Consider the following 13,744-nt stretch of genomic DNA (forward strand, 5'->3'; position numbering starts at 1 on the left):
TAATCGGTCGAGGGCTTAACCAAGAGGTTGGGTAGGAAGGATGGAAAGGTAGGAAGAAGAAGGAAGAGCGGAAGTTCAATGTGTGGTTTTGAGGGTATGTATGAATACCTGATAACTGAATAAACAGATATAGATGACAGTGAGACGGGGTGTGGCTCAGCTTGGCTAGAGCGCCTGGTTTGGGACCAGGAGGTCGCAGGTTCGAATCCTGTCACCCCGATTATCTGAAATATGCGCGAGTGGCTCAGTGGTGGAGTATCGCCTTGCCAAGGCGAGGGTCGCGGGTTCGAATCCCGTCTCGCGCTCTTTTTATTTTACAGCCGGAGACCTGATATGGACAGGTTTTCCGGTCTCTTTTGATCGATTTTTCAGGCTTTTTATAAGAGACAGCTCCTCATAAGCGGCGGTTTTTCATGTGAGACGGGAGACGGCTCCTCACCTCAGAGATTACTTCAAAAATCACGTCAGGAGCCGCCTCGTCAGAACAGGTTTTACAGGCAGCCCTATTAAGCTTTATTTAACCGCTCCTCCAGCATCTGGCACAGCTTTGGAATCTGTGATTCAAACTCCACTCCGTACCATCTGGCGGAGTCGGAGGCAGCGGTGGCCTCAATGCAGATTACCACAAAATCTGCCGCCAGGGCCAGAGCGTCGCCTAGATCTAATCCCCGCATCAGTCCGCCCAGTACGGTGGAAGAGTAGAGATCCCCGGTTCCATGGAAGCTCTGGGGACAGCGGCGGGTAAAATAGGAAAATTCCTTTCCGCTGCGGTCCAGATAGGCCACTCCCAGCTGTTCCGGATGGTAGCTGACTCCGGTGAGAGCGGCAGTTTTGCAGCCCAGCTTCAAAAGCTTTTCCATCAGGGAGCGGATATAGTCCGGCCCATATTCTGTACGGTAGGGTGTTCCGGTGAGCAGACAGGCCTCTGTGATATTGGGAAGAATGATATCCGCCTTGGCGCAGACCTTGGCCATCTCTGCCGGGAAGGTATCGTCAAAGGCGGCATACAGCTTTCCATTGTCCGCCATGGCCGGATCGACCAGAATCAGATTATCCTTCGTGCCGAAGCGGTCAAAGAACTGACAGATCTGATGGCACTGATCGCCGGAGGCCAGATAGCCGGTGTAGATGCTGTCAAAGGTGATTTGCTCTCTCTCCCAGGCCTCGGAAATCGGCTCAATCTGATCCGAGAGATCCTTGCAGGTGAAGGTTTTAAACATGGTGTGGGTGGATAACACGGCTGTGGGCAGAATACCGCACTCTACACCCATCGCAGAGAGAATGGGCAGGGCTACGGTGATGGAACAGCGTCCTACGCAGGAAATATCCTGTAATGTGATGATTCGTTTCATTGATCTTGTCCTCCTGAATTTTTCCTGCCATGGGAATCCGCCGCAGGAAAGCTTGCCGGCGGGGATTCGATGCAGATCGATTATTATGATGACAAAAGTATAGCAGGATGCGGACAGATTAAAAATAGCCAGAAAAGTAAAAAATAATCAGTCCAGTTAAGGGACTGGAACCGGATCGCCGGTTAAAAGAAAAGAATATAAAGAAATATGTAAGAAAGAAGGCGATTGCGGATAGGATTTTCTGCCGTTATAATAATCTATATATCTGCAGACGCAGAAGGTATTCCGGCAGGACAGGAAAATACAGAGGAAAATGCAGAAGAAAACAGCTTAAAAGCAAGGCGGTGCCTGCGGCCGTTGCACGCAGGCAAAACAGGCTTGGAGGGCGGGAGGTTCAGATGAAACATAAGGCGGCGGTGATTTTACTGACTGCGGTATTCAGCGCAGGGACAATTTTTCCGGCTATGGCGGGAAGCTGGCAGAAAAATGAAGCCGGCTGGTGGTATCGAAATGATGACGGCTCATGGCCGGCCGGGATTTGGCAGTGGGTGGACGGAAATTCTGACGGGGCGGCAGAGGGTTACTATTTTGACTCAAATGGCTATATGCTGGAATCCACGGTCACACCGGACGGATATATGGTAAATGAGAATGGAGCATGGACTGTGGATGGCACTGTCCAGACAAAGCAGGTTCAGTCAGGGAAAACGAGCGGTTCAGACGGCTGGCATTATGAAAACGGCGGCTGGAAATATTATGAAAACGGCAGCTTCCTCAGGAATGCATGGAAGTACACCCGCGGAAACTGGTATTATTTTTCCGGGAACGGAAACATGGCTACAGGGCTGATTTATGTGTCAGGCGACCGGTACTATCTCAATTCAGACGGGAGCCTGAGGATGGATTCCTTTGAGGAGAATGAAATCTATTACCAGACAGACAGCAACGGAAAAATTGTCAGTGAGACAGACAGAAGAAAAGAGGCGCAGCTATCAGGGCGTTTTGATGAGGAGAGCGGGCAGGAGGTGCTGAAGCTCACAAATGAGGCCAGAACAGAGGCAGGAGTGGGAACACTGGAATGGGACGAGGGTCTGGCAGGATGCGCACGCACGCGCGCAGTGGAAATCGGGAAAAATTTCGCACATTCAAGGCCGGACGGGAGAAGCTGGAAAACGGTTATCGATGAAGCAGGTATTGTCACAATGGCATGGGGAGAAAATATTGCCCAAGGACAGTTCACTTCCGAGGAGGCGATGGAGGACTGGCTAAGCTCAGAAGGGCACCGGGCGAATCTCCTGAAGGAAAGGTATACAAAGACAGGAGCGGCCTGCTATGTGGAAAATGGTGTACATTACTGGGTTCAGCTGTTTATCCAGTAGATGAAGAGACGGGAACAGGACGGACAGCGTCCTGTGGTCCTGGAAGCTGCGCGGAAAAAAAGGAGTAAAATATGGATGTTTTATTGGGCTTGATGATCCCGTTTATCGGGACAACGCTGGGAGCGGCGGAAGTATTTTTCCTGAAAAAGGAGATTGGACCCTTTGTGCAGAAGGCACTTCTGGGGTTTGCGTCGGGGGTGATGGTGGCTGCATCTGTGTGGTCCCTTCTGATCCCGGCAATGGATATGTCTTCGCATCTGGGAAAATTTGCCTTCGCTCCGGCGGCCGTTGGATTTTTAGCCGGAGTTGCCTTTCTGCTGGCAATGGATAGGGTGATCCCCCATCTGCATCTGGGAAATGCCCAGCCGGAGGGGCCAAAGAGCAGGCTTCAGAGAACAACTCTCCTCATGCTGGCAGTGACTCTCCACAATTTTCCTGAGGGAGCTGCAGCCGGAGCGGCCTATGCGGGAGTTCTCTCCGGAAGCGGGCAGATCAGTATGGCGGGAGCGCTTGCTCTGTCCATAGGAATAGCAATTCAGAATTTTCCCGAGGGAATTATTATATCCTTTCCTTTAAGAAGTGCAGGGGCCGGCAGGCTTAAGGCCTTTACGGCAGGAATGCTTTCCGGTATCGTGGAGCCGGCAGGAGCGGCTCTTGCTATTCTCCTGGCCTCTCAGATATCAGGAGTTCTGCCGTATCTTCTTGCCTTTGCAGCCGGTGCCATGATCTATGTGGTGGTGGAGGAGCTGATTCCGGAAGCCAGTGAAGGTGAGCACAGCAATACGGCGACTATTGGATTTGCCGTCGGATTTGCGGTGATGATGGCGCTGGATGTGGCGCTTGGATAGAGATAGAAACGGAAAGAGCCCTGGAAATATTGTAATCCTGCACAGGGCATGATTTTCCGCCGGTTTTTCTGTTTGAAAAGGTTTTGGATGCGTGGTACTCTAATATAAACAGAAAAGGGAGAGCCAGAAATACATGTCCCTACCCTCTAAATAGTAAATTTACAACCCTAATGGGCCGCCGTCACTATTGTAGTATTGGCGGCTATTTTTTTTCTGAAAGATTGTATAACACAATCCCGTGAGAGCTGCAACGAATATTTCAATCGGAACTAAGTCCTGGTAACATACATTGGCTTTCCATTCTTTGATATATTATGGCTTTCCCTGGCTGTCAATAAAGGATGTTAAACCGATGGGGAATGAGGTGTAATCAAGCCTCCTTTTATCAGGGCCTCGGGCAACCTATGGATTTGAATTCTGTTTCGCGCTTTTATTGGCTGGAATTCTTGAGGTTTCAAGAACTCCGGCTTTTTTTGTAAAAAACTCTTGACAAATAATGAAATATAAGTTTATATTATATTATAACATTATATAACAATATGTGATTAAGAGGGTAAAGTCATGAAGGTAATCGGTATTGGAGACAATGTGTGTGACAAGTATGTTCATTTGAATACGATGTTTCCGGGGGGACAGGCTTTAAATTTTGCTGTATATGCAAAAATGCTGGGAGCGGATTCTTCATATATGGGAACGTTTGGCTGCGATGAAGTGGCGGCGCACATACTGTCTACTCTGGATGAGTTGGAAGTGAAGCATGAGCGCTGCAGACAATACGATGGTGAAAATGGATATGCCAGAGTAACTCTGGTAGATGGAGACAGGGTATTTTTAGGAAGCAACAAAGGTGGAATTGCGAAAGAACACCCGGTAGTGCTGGATTTTGATGATATGGAATATATAAAGCAGTTTTCCCATATTCATACAAGCAATAACAGCTATTTCGACAGTCAGCTACCTAAGTTAGCAGAAGCAGATTTATCAGTTTCCTATGATTTTTCCGGACAGTGGACAGATCCGGAAAAAGTGGCTCGGGTGGCTCCGTATATTAGATATGCTTTTTTATCCTGCGGTTCAATCCTAGTAGAGGAGGCAGAAGAAATCTGCCGCACTATTCATAAGGCAGGATGCCCGATGGTAATTGCTACAAGGGGAAGCTACGGTTCGATTTTATATGACGGAAACAGGATTTATGAGCAGAAACCACAGTTGGTAGAGGCGGTAGACACACTAGGGGCCGGGGATTCCTTTGCAGCGGCGTTCTTACTTTCTTATGTAGAAAATCTGGAAAAAGCCGCAGAACATCCTGAGAAGGCAAAGGAATCAAAAGAGACGTTTATTAAAGAGGCCATGGCCTCAGGCGCTGCCTTTGCGGCTAAAACCTGTATGGTTCAGGGCGCGTTTGGACATGGAAAAAAGATTCAGTAAACATTTATTAAGAGGAGGATATAGAGATGACAAAGACGGTAAAAGAGATTGTAAGTGAAATTAAAGTAAAGATGGATCAGGCAGGCGGTTTAAAGCATGTGTATTTTGTTGCCTGCGGAGGTTCTAAGGCTGCGATTTTCCCAGGTCTTTACCTGCTTCAGAGCGAGGCTAAGACATTTGGCGCCACTACCTACACAAGCAACGAGTTCGTATACGCTACACCGAAGGAGTTAGATAACAGATGCGTGGCAGTGATCTGCTCCTTAAAGGCAACACCGGAGACTGTGGAAGCAGTGAAGACAGCCAATGCCGCAGGCGCAGTGACGATTGCCATGACAGGTTCTATGGAGACAGGCATGGCACAGGTGGGCCAGTATGTTGTAACATACTCCAATGGAGACAACCAGGTATACAGCGATTCTAACCAGGCGAATGCTCTTCGTATTGGATTTGAGTTATTAAAACAGTTTGAGAACTATGAAAACTATGACAAGGCTATGGCAGCTTATGCAGAGATTGACCAGATCGTTGCAGAGGGGAAAGAGAAGGTTCTTCCAGCCGCTCGGAAGTGGGCTGATACTTACAAGGATGAGCCGATCTTCTATGTACTGGCATCCGGCCCTAACTATGGCGTGGCTTACTCTATGTGCTGCTGCCATTTCATGGAAATGCAGTGGAAGCATGCCGTATGCCTGCATACAGGAGAGTATTTCCACGGACCGTTCGAGACTACAGATAAACAGCTTCCGATGGTACTCTTAATGAGCGAGGGAAGAACGAGAGCCTTAGACGAGAGATGTCTGAAGTTCCTGAAGCAGTATGCAGAAAATTATATTATCATTGACTTTAAGGAGTTAAACCAGGGCAGAATTGCGCCGGAAGTAGCAGAGTTCTTTAACCCAGTTGTCATGATCCCGATTGAGAGATACTACGTAGCTCAGATGGCAGAGGTGAGAGGCCATTCTATGGATGAGAGACGTTATATGTGGAAGGTAGAGTACTAGACTGCTCCAGATAGAAAATTAAAAAGGCGGCAGAGCTGAAAAATGAACCGCTACCCGTCAAGAGGACAGTGAAAAATATAAAGTTTTCACGGCTAGCAGCCTTAGTGTTGCTGGCCGTTTTTTATGCAGTAAGGCACAGCTCGTATTTCTCCATCGGCGGCGTCAGTACACCTAAGTTGCGCTATGCCCTTCTGGTATAGTAATGACGGATGTGTTGCTTGACCATTTGGACAAGTTCTTGCGTTTACAGTGATTTCATTTCACTGTCTCTTATAGAGGAAGCATATTAAAAAGCAGTTCTGCTGCCCTTTTTATATCGTGCGCCTGGCTTTACATGCTTTTTGAAGGCACAAATTCTAAATCCGACCGGAAGCGGGAAGAGTGCAGCCCGAGGACAAGGATGTTTATCGTGAGGCGGAATCTGAAGGAAGCCGGACGGCCAGTGTATTTGCAATCCGAAATTTTCAGTCCTTTGGCTTTTGTTTTGGGAAGAACGGAAAGGAAATTTATATCCGAACCCATGGGGAGGCACGGAAAAAAGATGGAAGTTTGCAAGAGAGAACGAGAGCTAATCATTCCTCTAGCTCCATTAACGGGAAATTTTTTCCTGCTATAGAAAAATGCTCCGCGGAGATCGTGGTGAGGAGGATAGGAAAAACGCCGCTTTTGCAGCCCTACGCAGGAGGAAAAATATGCGAAACAGGATTTTTTCTTGTAAAAACAGAGATTGAGATAAGCAGTTTTGTCATAACTGTTCGGCAGGAAGAAAAAGAAATTGTAAAAAATAGCTAAAAAAAGCGTAAAAAGCTATTGACAGCATAATGATATATAATATATTATAATAACATAAGCAATCGGCCGATAAAACAAGAACAACAGGTATGTACATAAAAGAGATTGGAGGGATTTATTTGAAAGCAGAGGTTTTTGAATACCAGGGTGAAGGAATTGAGTGCGTATACAACAATGGACAGTGGGTGGTGTGCATAAAAAACTGGAAGCCTAACAATGATATAGGGGAAATCAGGTATTTAGAGGTTCATCACGAGACAGACGAGCAGTTTATCCTTGTACAGGGTAAGGCAGTTCTGCTGACAGCATCCAGGAAAAATAACGAGTTCCAGATTAGCCTGACTTTAATGGAGCCAGGAAAGGTTTACAATGTTCCACAGGAAACCTGGTTTAATACCATCACAGAGAAGGATACAAAGCTTATTTACGTACAGGATGCCGGAACGACGGAACAAAATAGCACCTACTGTGATATGACGGCAGAAGAACTGGAGATGATGAGAAAAGAGGCTGCTGTTTTACTGCATAAATAAGTAGTATTATATAATTAAATATAATATTATAAAATATTATATAAAAGAAAATATTCTGGGAAAGGGAAAATAAAAATTAAGAGGGAGAGACAACATGGAATTTAATGCTTACTCAATGCTGATAGATTTTATGTGGGCAGGAATATTCTTATTTGCAGCAAAATTATTGAGAGAGAAGATTAAGATACTGCAGAGCTTATTCGTTCCTGTCAGCCTGTTAGCAGGTTTCATTGGACTTGCCATGGGCCAGAACGGATTTGGAATCATCAATTTTTCTTCACAGTTTGGTTCCTATGCAGGACTTTTAATTATCGCAGTGTTCGTATCCATCGGATTGAGAGGATTTAACTTCAGCAGCGGCGGATGGAAGACTAACTTTGACAGAATCGGAAGCTATTACTGCTTCAGAAATATCGGATGGGCATTCCAGTATGCAGTGCCGATTATCTTCTCCATGCTGGTTCTGAAAGTGATTGAGCCGGAATTAAACCCGGCATTCGGAATGCTGATTCCGGCAGGTTTCCAGGGAGGACACGGTACAGCGGCAGCTCTTGGAGCAACTCTTGATTCTCTGGGCTGGGCAGACGCCACAGACCTGGGTATGACTTCAGCCACAGTTGGAATTTTAACCGGAATTTTCGGCGGAATTATTTTGATCAAAATCGGAACAAAGAAAAACTATACAAAGTTTGTTAAGGATTTCAGTCAGCTTCCTGATGATATGAGAACAGGACTGATTCAGGAAGGAAAGAGGCCAGTACTTGGCGAGGAAACGGTTTCTCCTATGGCGCTCGATCCTCTGGCATGGCATTTAATGCTGATTTTGATTCCGACAGGAATTGGATACCTTCTCACCAATGCAATTCAGGCGGCAACCGGCCTGGGAGTTCCAAGCTTCTCCGTAGGCTTCCTGGTAGCCATTGTGTTCCATTTCCTGTTAAAGGGAATCAAGGCAGATAAGTATGTGGACAACCGGATTATCTCCCGTATGGGAAGCTGCGCAACTGATTTCTTGGTATTTTTTGGAGTAGCCTCCATTAAAATTCCGGTTATTATTGAGTATGCAGTACCATTTGGACTTTTGATGCTGTTCGGTATCGCATGGGTTGTATTCCACTTTACAGTAATTGCTCCGCGGCTGTTAAAGCAGGAGTGGTTTGAGAGAGGAATTTACGTATACGGATATTCTACTGGCGTAACAGCCATTGGAATGGCGCTTCTCAGAATCGTGGATCCGGAGAACAAGAGCTGTACACTGGACGATGCAGCTATCGTAACGCCGATTGAGTCGATTATTGAGATTTTTGCTTTGGCAGCTGTACCGGTAGCCTGCGTACAGGGAAACTGGATTGCAGCAGTTGCTCCTATTCTGATTTACCTGGCCGCTTTGATTATTGTTCCTGTCATTTTTAAATGGTGGCACAAACACCCCCATGCAGTCTGGGATGAAAGTAAATATTAAAAGCAGTGTAAAAAGGCCGGTCTGTAAATATTCTTACAGAACCGGCCTTAAACCGTAGAAGGAGGAAAAGCTATGAAGCCTGTAAAGAGAGAGCGGATCGCAGGAATGGGGATGCATTACAAGTTCAGAACCCTTGACTATTTTCTGAAGAGCCAGCAGGAGCTGGGAGTCCAGTCAATCGAGTTCTGGTGTGCCAGACCTCATTTTCTGCTGGATGATTATGGATTTGAGGACATAGGAAAGCTGAGAGAAAAGCTTGATTCCTATGGAATGAAGCTGGCTGCATTTTCCCCGGAGTGTACGGTGTACAACTACAACCTGTGCGCTCAGGATGAGACGGCGGCGAGACATTCCATGGGTTATTTTGAAAAGGCTGTTGAGGCGGCAGAGCAGGCGGAGGCGAAGCTTATGGTGGTAAACTGCTGCGGCGGTCTCAGGGATGAGGAAAGGGAACGGATCTTTGAACGGGCTGTAGATCGGCTTGCCTGCTTAGGAAAGACAGCTTCTGAACATGGCATTCTGCTTGCAGTGGAGACCCTGTGTCCGGGTGATTCTCCTGCTTTTAATACGTTGACAGAGCTGAAGCGCCTGCTGGACGCTGTGGACAGCAAAAACGTGCAGGCATGTCTCGACCTGACGGCGGCAGGCATAGCAGGAGAGACCATGAGGGACTGGTTTGAGCTTTTAGGAGACAAGGTGTGCCATATCCGCTTTACAGATGGAAGGCCTGGCGGCAGGCTTGCCTGGGGAGACGGGCTCAGACCTCTGGAAGACCAGCTTGGCTGGATCGAACAGTATGGCTATACAGGGTATCTAAGCCTTTCTGTGAACGATCCGAGATACCTGGATAACCCCAGGGAGGCAGACGAAAAGAACTGGAAGGCATTGAAGGCGTTTGTTGAATAGATGGAGGATTTTGTATGAAGCTGGTTTCATTTGAACGATTATCTGTATTGAATCTGCATTATTTCCAGTATTCCCTGGATTACTTCCTGGATCGGATGGTGGATCTGGGAATCAAAAATGTGGAGCTGTTAGGAGGGCACCAGGGAATGTGGCTGGATCCCAATGAGTACCAGGATCCGGAGCCGATTTTAAAGAAGCTTCAGTCGCGAAACCTGCACTGTCCAGTATTTACGCCGCAGAACTGCAGATTCGGCTATCAGTTTGGCGTAAAGGAGCCGGAGCTTAGAAAAAAGACCTTTGGATTTTTCTCCAATGGAATTAAATTAGCCGCCGCTCTGGGTGCGAAGTATATGGAAGCCAATTCAGGCTGGGGTTACTGGGATGAGCCGGAAGAGGAGGGACTTAAAAGAGCCATCGAAATGCACCAGATGCTGGCTGAGGTGGCGGAACAGAACAATATTACCATCGTGGCGGAATCCCTGCGCCCTCAGGAGTCCAGGATTGGATACAGCCTTTCCCAGATGAAACGTCTGTTTGACGGAGTCAATCACCCGAACTTCAAGGTTATGGTAGACCTTACGGCCATGTCTGTTGCCGGAGAGAGCATTCAGGACTGGTTTGACGTATTTGGAACAGAAAACATTGCCCATGCCCATTTTCAGGACTGCAACCCCTATGGCCATTACATATGGGGACAGGGAACCAGGAATCTGAGAGAGGATTTAGAGGTAATGGTAAAGAATGGATATGAAGGGTATTTTACACAGGAGCTGACGGATCCTGCCTACTACCTGGATCCATTTTATTATGATAAGAAAAATGTTCAGAATTTAAGAATGTATATGGAGGATTAATTATGTGGACAAAAGAACTGTTTAAGGTAGAGAAACCGATTATTGCGCTGCTTCATCTGAGGGCTTTGCCGGGAGATCCATTATTTGGAGGTTCTATGAACGCTGTCATCGAGAAGGCCAGAGAAGAGTTGAATGCGCTTCAGGAAGGCGGTGTAGACGGAATTCTGATTGCAAATGAGTTCAGCCTGCCCTATGAAAAAAAGGTCTCCCATGTTACAGTGGCAGCCATGGGACGAATCGTGGGAGAGCTGTCAAGGGATGTCAAAGTTCCCTTTGGCGTAAATATTGTCTCCAATCCGCTGGCAACCATTGATTTAGCGGCAGCTACAGGAGCAAACTTTGTGAGAAGCACCTTTACAGGAGCTTATATTGGAGAAAATGGAATTACGGATACTAATATTTCTGAGACATTGAGAAGAAAGGCTGCCTTAGGCCTTCACGATCTCAAGCTGCTGTTTAAGGTGAATCCGGAATCGGATGTTTATATGGCAGAGAGAAGCCTGGAAAAAATTACAAAATCCATGATTTTCCACTGTTTCCCGGACGGTTTATGCGTGTCAGGAGCCAGCGCAGGTTCTGAGACAGATTCCAGCCTGGTAACCCGCGTGAAGAACGTGGCAGGGGATATTCCTGTTTTCTGCAACACAGGCTGTACGAAAGAAAATATTGCAGAAAAGCTTGCACAGAGCGACGGAGCCTGTGTGGGAACTGCATTTAAGAAGGACGGAAAATTTGAAAACTTTGTAGAGAGAGAAAGAGTACAGGAATTCATGCAGGCAGTAAAGGAGTACAGAAATACCCTGTAGCAGGGAGGGGGAACAAGATGTATTTTTTGGGGATTGATATAGGAACCTTTTCCAGCAAAGGGGTGCTTGTGGGAGAGGACGGAAGAGTAAAGGCGCGGGCGTCAGTACCCCATACCATGGAAAACCCGGCTCCCGGCTATTTTGAACAGGATGCAGAACAGATCTGGTGGGGAGATTTCTGCAAGCTGTCCAGGGAGCTGATTCAGACAAGCGGTATTTCTCCGGAAGAGATAGGAGCCGTAGGCTCCAGCACCCTGGGCGCAGACTGCCTTCCCGTGGATGAGGAGGGAAAGCCTCTCAGGAAGGCGATTCTGTATGGAATCGATGCAAGATGTACAGAGGAAATGGAAGAGATGACCAGCTACTATGGGGAAGAGCGGGTTCAGGAATTATTCGGACGCCCAATCTGCTCCGGAGATGTGGCGGCCAAGATTCTCTGGTTAAAGAAAAACGAACCGGAAGTCTATAAGAAAACCTATAAATTTTTGACAGGCTCCTCTTATGTCACTGCAAAGCTGACAGGTAATTACACCATAGATCGTTTTTTAGGCATTGCGTCCTTTCGCCCCTTCTACCAGATGGACGGAACCATTCGGGAGGAGATGTGCGATCCGATCTGCAGTCCTTCACAGCTGGCGGAGGGCCATGCAGTAACAGATATTGCCGGCTGCGTGACAGAAGCGGCGGCAGCAGAAACCGGCCTTGCTCCGGGAACTCCTGTGATTGTGGGAACGGGAGATTCAGCGGCAGAGGCCATCAGTACAGGAGTGCTGTCACCGGGAGATCTGATGGTTCAGTTTGGTTCTTCCCTGTTTTTTTACTGCTGCACAGATCGTATGGTAACCGATGGGCGTGTTCGGGGAAACAGCTTCGTCATTCCAGGCAGGTACAGCATAGCGGCAGGCACCAATAATGCGGGAACCCTGCAGAACTGGTACAGGGATACTCTGTTTTCAGACTGTTTGAAGGCAGAAGAGACAGAGGCTGGAAGTTCTTTCGCCCAGATGATGGAGGGAATCGAAGAAATCGAGCCAGGAAGTGAGGGATTGGTGACACTTCCCTATTTTGCAGGAGAGAGAACGCCGATTAACGATCCGGCTGCCAGGGGAATTGTGTTTGGCCTTACCCTGAATCACACCAGAAAGCATTTATACCGTTCTGCCCTGGAGGGAATCGTATTTTCCATTCTTCAGCACATTGAAATTTTCAGGGAAAAGGGGATTGAACCAACCAGAATTTTAGCAGCCGGAGGAGGAACGAAAAATCCTGTCTGGATGCAGATGACAGCGGATATTACAGGTATTCCGACGGCAGTCGGGGAAGAGACCATCGGGGCATGTTATGGAGACGCCCTTATGGCAGCCATTGGAGTCGGGCATTTTAAGGGATTTGAAGAGCTGAGGAGTATTATAAACATTAAGAAAATATATACACCTGATGAGAAGCGGACGAAGCTGTACCGCCCGTATTATGAGATATTCTGCAGGCTCTATGAGGATAATAAGGAAAGCCTCCACCGGCTGTCTGACTTAAATAGTGGAGTTTAGGAGAAAAGAGGGAAATGGTATGAAATTTGCAGCAGTAGGATTTACATGTATTGACATTTATAAAAATCTGGGAATTCAGTATCCCACTGGAAACGGCATTGATCTGCTGTTTAATCTGATGGAGCAGGTGGAGGAAATAGAGCCCTCTGTGGTTACAGCTGTAGGTGATGATGAAAATGGAAGGCAGCTTTTAGAGGAGTGCAGAATCAGACAGGTGGATACCTCTCACGTACAGGTGGTTCCTGGAGGAAAGACAGCTGTGATAGAAATGCTGTTAAATGGAAAGGACAGGGTTCACCATTCTGCAGACAGAGGCGTCATGCCGGATTACAGGGCCACAAAGGAAGATATGGATTTCATATGCAGCCAGGATTATATCCACACGGATTTGTCCTGGAATGTGGTTGATCTGCTTCCTGAGATTAAGAAGAGAGGAACAAAGATATATTTTGATTTTTCCAAGCGGTATCAGCACCCGGATGTACCAAAGATTTTAAGCTCTATTCACTATGGCATTTTCTCATTTGAAGAGGAAACAGAGGAGGTAAGGGAACTGCTTAAAATGGGGTGTGAAAGAGGGGCAGAGATCCTTCTGGCAACCTTTGGAGAAAAAGGTTCCCTGGCCTATGACGGAACGAACTTTTACCGTCAGGAATGTCTGGCCTCCGAGCATCTGGTGAATACGGTGGGAGCCGGGGATTCCTATGGATCCGGTTTTATGGCCGGAATCATCCGTGGAGAGAGTATTGAAGCGTGTATGGAACGGGGAGCCAGAAAAGCGGCTGAGATCGTCAGCATTTTTGAACCCTATCATAGGAAAGGAAGAGAATAAT

Annotated in this window: 13 protein-coding genes and 2 tRNA genes; 14 read left to right on the forward strand and 1 reads right to left on the reverse strand. The window is 47.2% G+C overall.

The features are described 5' to 3' along the window. The first annotated feature begins 145 nt into the window (after positions 1-145). Positions 146-220 (forward strand) — tRNA-Pro (locus DW757_RS02840). Between the two features lie 13 nt (positions 221-233). After that, positions 234-305, forward strand: a tRNA-Gly gene (locus DW757_RS02845). A 201-nt stretch (positions 306-506) separates the two neighbouring features. Here the strand turns inward: DW757_RS02845 and DW757_RS02850 are convergent. Continuing rightward, on the reverse strand, positions 507-1,352 hold the full coding sequence (locus tag DW757_RS02850; RefSeq protein ID WP_015574571.1) for a pyridoxamine kinase: 846 nt from the start codon (positions 1,350-1,352) through the stop codon (positions 507-509). Positions 1,353-1,750: 398 nt separating this feature from the next. Between DW757_RS02850 and DW757_RS02855 the strand changes: the two genes are divergently transcribed. The 12 genes from DW757_RS02855 to DW757_RS02910 all read left to right on the forward strand — a co-directional run bounded on the left by DW757_RS02855 (position 1,751) and on the right by DW757_RS02910 (position 13,743). Then, positions 1,751-2,731, forward strand: a complete 981-nt coding sequence (locus DW757_RS02855; protein WP_015574572.1) for a CAP domain-containing protein — start codon at positions 1,751-1,753, stop codon at positions 2,729-2,731. Between the two features lie 71 nt (positions 2,732-2,802). Then, on the forward strand, positions 2,803-3,579 hold the full coding sequence (locus DW757_RS02860) for a ZIP family metal transporter (protein ID WP_118750932.1): 777 nt from the start codon (positions 2,803-2,805) through the stop codon (positions 3,577-3,579). A 561-nt stretch (positions 3,580-4,140) separates the two neighbouring features. Beyond that, a complete protein-coding gene (locus DW757_RS02865) occupies positions 4,141-5,007 on the forward strand; it encodes a PfkB family carbohydrate kinase (protein ID WP_015574574.1) in 867 nt (288 codons plus the stop codon). A gap of 26 nt (positions 5,008-5,033) precedes the next feature. After that, positions 5,034-6,011 carry an SIS domain-containing protein gene (locus DW757_RS02870; protein WP_015574575.1) on the forward strand — a complete coding sequence of 326 codons (978 nt, stop codon included), beginning with the start codon at positions 5,034-5,036 and terminating at the stop codon, positions 6,009-6,011. A 639-nt stretch (positions 6,012-6,650) separates the two neighbouring features. Next, positions 6,651-6,803, forward strand: a complete 153-nt coding sequence (locus DW757_RS17290) for a hypothetical protein (protein WP_182433237.1) — start codon at positions 6,651-6,653, stop codon at positions 6,801-6,803. Between the two features lie 119 nt (positions 6,804-6,922). Beyond that, on the forward strand, positions 6,923-7,336 hold the full coding sequence (locus DW757_RS02880) for a cupin (RefSeq protein WP_182433238.1): 414 nt from the start codon (positions 6,923-6,925) through the stop codon (positions 7,334-7,336). 94 nt (positions 7,337-7,430) lie between these two features. Then, positions 7,431-8,798, forward strand: coding sequence for a Na+/glutamate symporter (locus DW757_RS02885; protein WP_015574577.1), 1,368 nt, complete (start codon positions 7,431-7,433; stop codon positions 8,796-8,798). Between the two features lie 72 nt (positions 8,799-8,870). Further along, positions 8,871-9,704 (forward strand): sugar phosphate isomerase/epimerase family protein, encoded by an 834-nt coding sequence (locus tag DW757_RS02890; RefSeq protein WP_015574578.1) that lies wholly within the window; start codon positions 8,871-8,873, stop codon positions 9,702-9,704. A 14-nt stretch (positions 9,705-9,718) separates the two neighbouring features. Next, a complete protein-coding gene (locus DW757_RS02895) occupies positions 9,719-10,558 on the forward strand; it encodes a sugar phosphate isomerase/epimerase family protein (RefSeq protein ID WP_015574579.1) in 840 nt (279 codons plus the stop codon). Between the two features lie 2 nt (positions 10,559-10,560). Beyond that, positions 10,561-11,364 (forward strand): BtpA/SgcQ family protein, encoded by an 804-nt coding sequence (locus tag DW757_RS02900; RefSeq protein WP_015574580.1) that lies wholly within the window; start codon positions 10,561-10,563, stop codon positions 11,362-11,364. A 17-nt stretch (positions 11,365-11,381) separates the two neighbouring features. Then, positions 11,382-12,911, forward strand: coding sequence for an FGGY-family carbohydrate kinase (locus DW757_RS02905; protein WP_118750935.1), 1,530 nt, complete (start codon positions 11,382-11,384; stop codon positions 12,909-12,911). A gap of 19 nt (positions 12,912-12,930) precedes the next feature. Next, entirely contained in the window at positions 12,931-13,743 is an 813-nt protein-coding gene (locus DW757_RS02910) for a PfkB family carbohydrate kinase (protein ID WP_015574583.1), read from the forward strand. Position 13,744 lies beyond the last annotated feature (1 nt).

This window comes from Clostridium sp. AM29-11AC (assembly GCF_003480545.1).
In the GTDB taxonomy this organism is placed as follows: Bacteria; Bacillota; Clostridia; order Lachnospirales; family Lachnospiraceae; genus Otoolea; species Otoolea saccharolyticum_A.

Excerpts from the sequence above, each read along its gene's own strand:
- DW757_RS02850 (WP_015574571.1), bottom strand. The coding sequence starts at position 1,352 with ATGAAACGAATCATCACATTACAGGATATTTCCTGCGTAGGACGCTGT.
- DW757_RS02855 (WP_015574572.1), top strand. The coding sequence starts at position 1,751 with ATGAAACATAAGGCGGCGGTGATTTTACTGACTGCGGTATTCAGCGCA.
- DW757_RS02860 (WP_118750932.1), top strand. The coding sequence starts at position 2,803 with ATGGATGTTTTATTGGGCTTGATGATCCCGTTTATCGGGACAACGCTG.
- DW757_RS02865 (WP_015574574.1), top strand. The coding sequence starts at position 4,141 with ATGAAGGTAATCGGTATTGGAGACAATGTGTGTGACAAGTATGTTCAT.
- DW757_RS02870 (WP_015574575.1), top strand. The coding sequence starts at position 5,034 with ATGACAAAGACGGTAAAAGAGATTGTAAGTGAAATTAAAGTAAAGATG.
- DW757_RS02885 (WP_015574577.1), top strand. The coding sequence starts at position 7,431 with ATGGAATTTAATGCTTACTCAATGCTGATAGATTTTATGTGGGCAGGA.
- DW757_RS02890 (WP_015574578.1), top strand. The coding sequence starts at position 8,871 with ATGAAGCCTGTAAAGAGAGAGCGGATCGCAGGAATGGGGATGCATTAC.
- DW757_RS02895 (WP_015574579.1), top strand. The coding sequence starts at position 9,719 with ATGAAGCTGGTTTCATTTGAACGATTATCTGTATTGAATCTGCATTAT.
- DW757_RS02900 (WP_015574580.1), top strand. The coding sequence starts at position 10,561 with ATGTGGACAAAAGAACTGTTTAAGGTAGAGAAACCGATTATTGCGCTG.
- DW757_RS02905 (WP_118750935.1), top strand. The coding sequence starts at position 11,382 with ATGTATTTTTTGGGGATTGATATAGGAACCTTTTCCAGCAAAGGGGTG.
- DW757_RS02910 (WP_015574583.1), top strand. The coding sequence starts at position 12,931 with ATGAAATTTGCAGCAGTAGGATTTACATGTATTGACATTTATAAAAAT.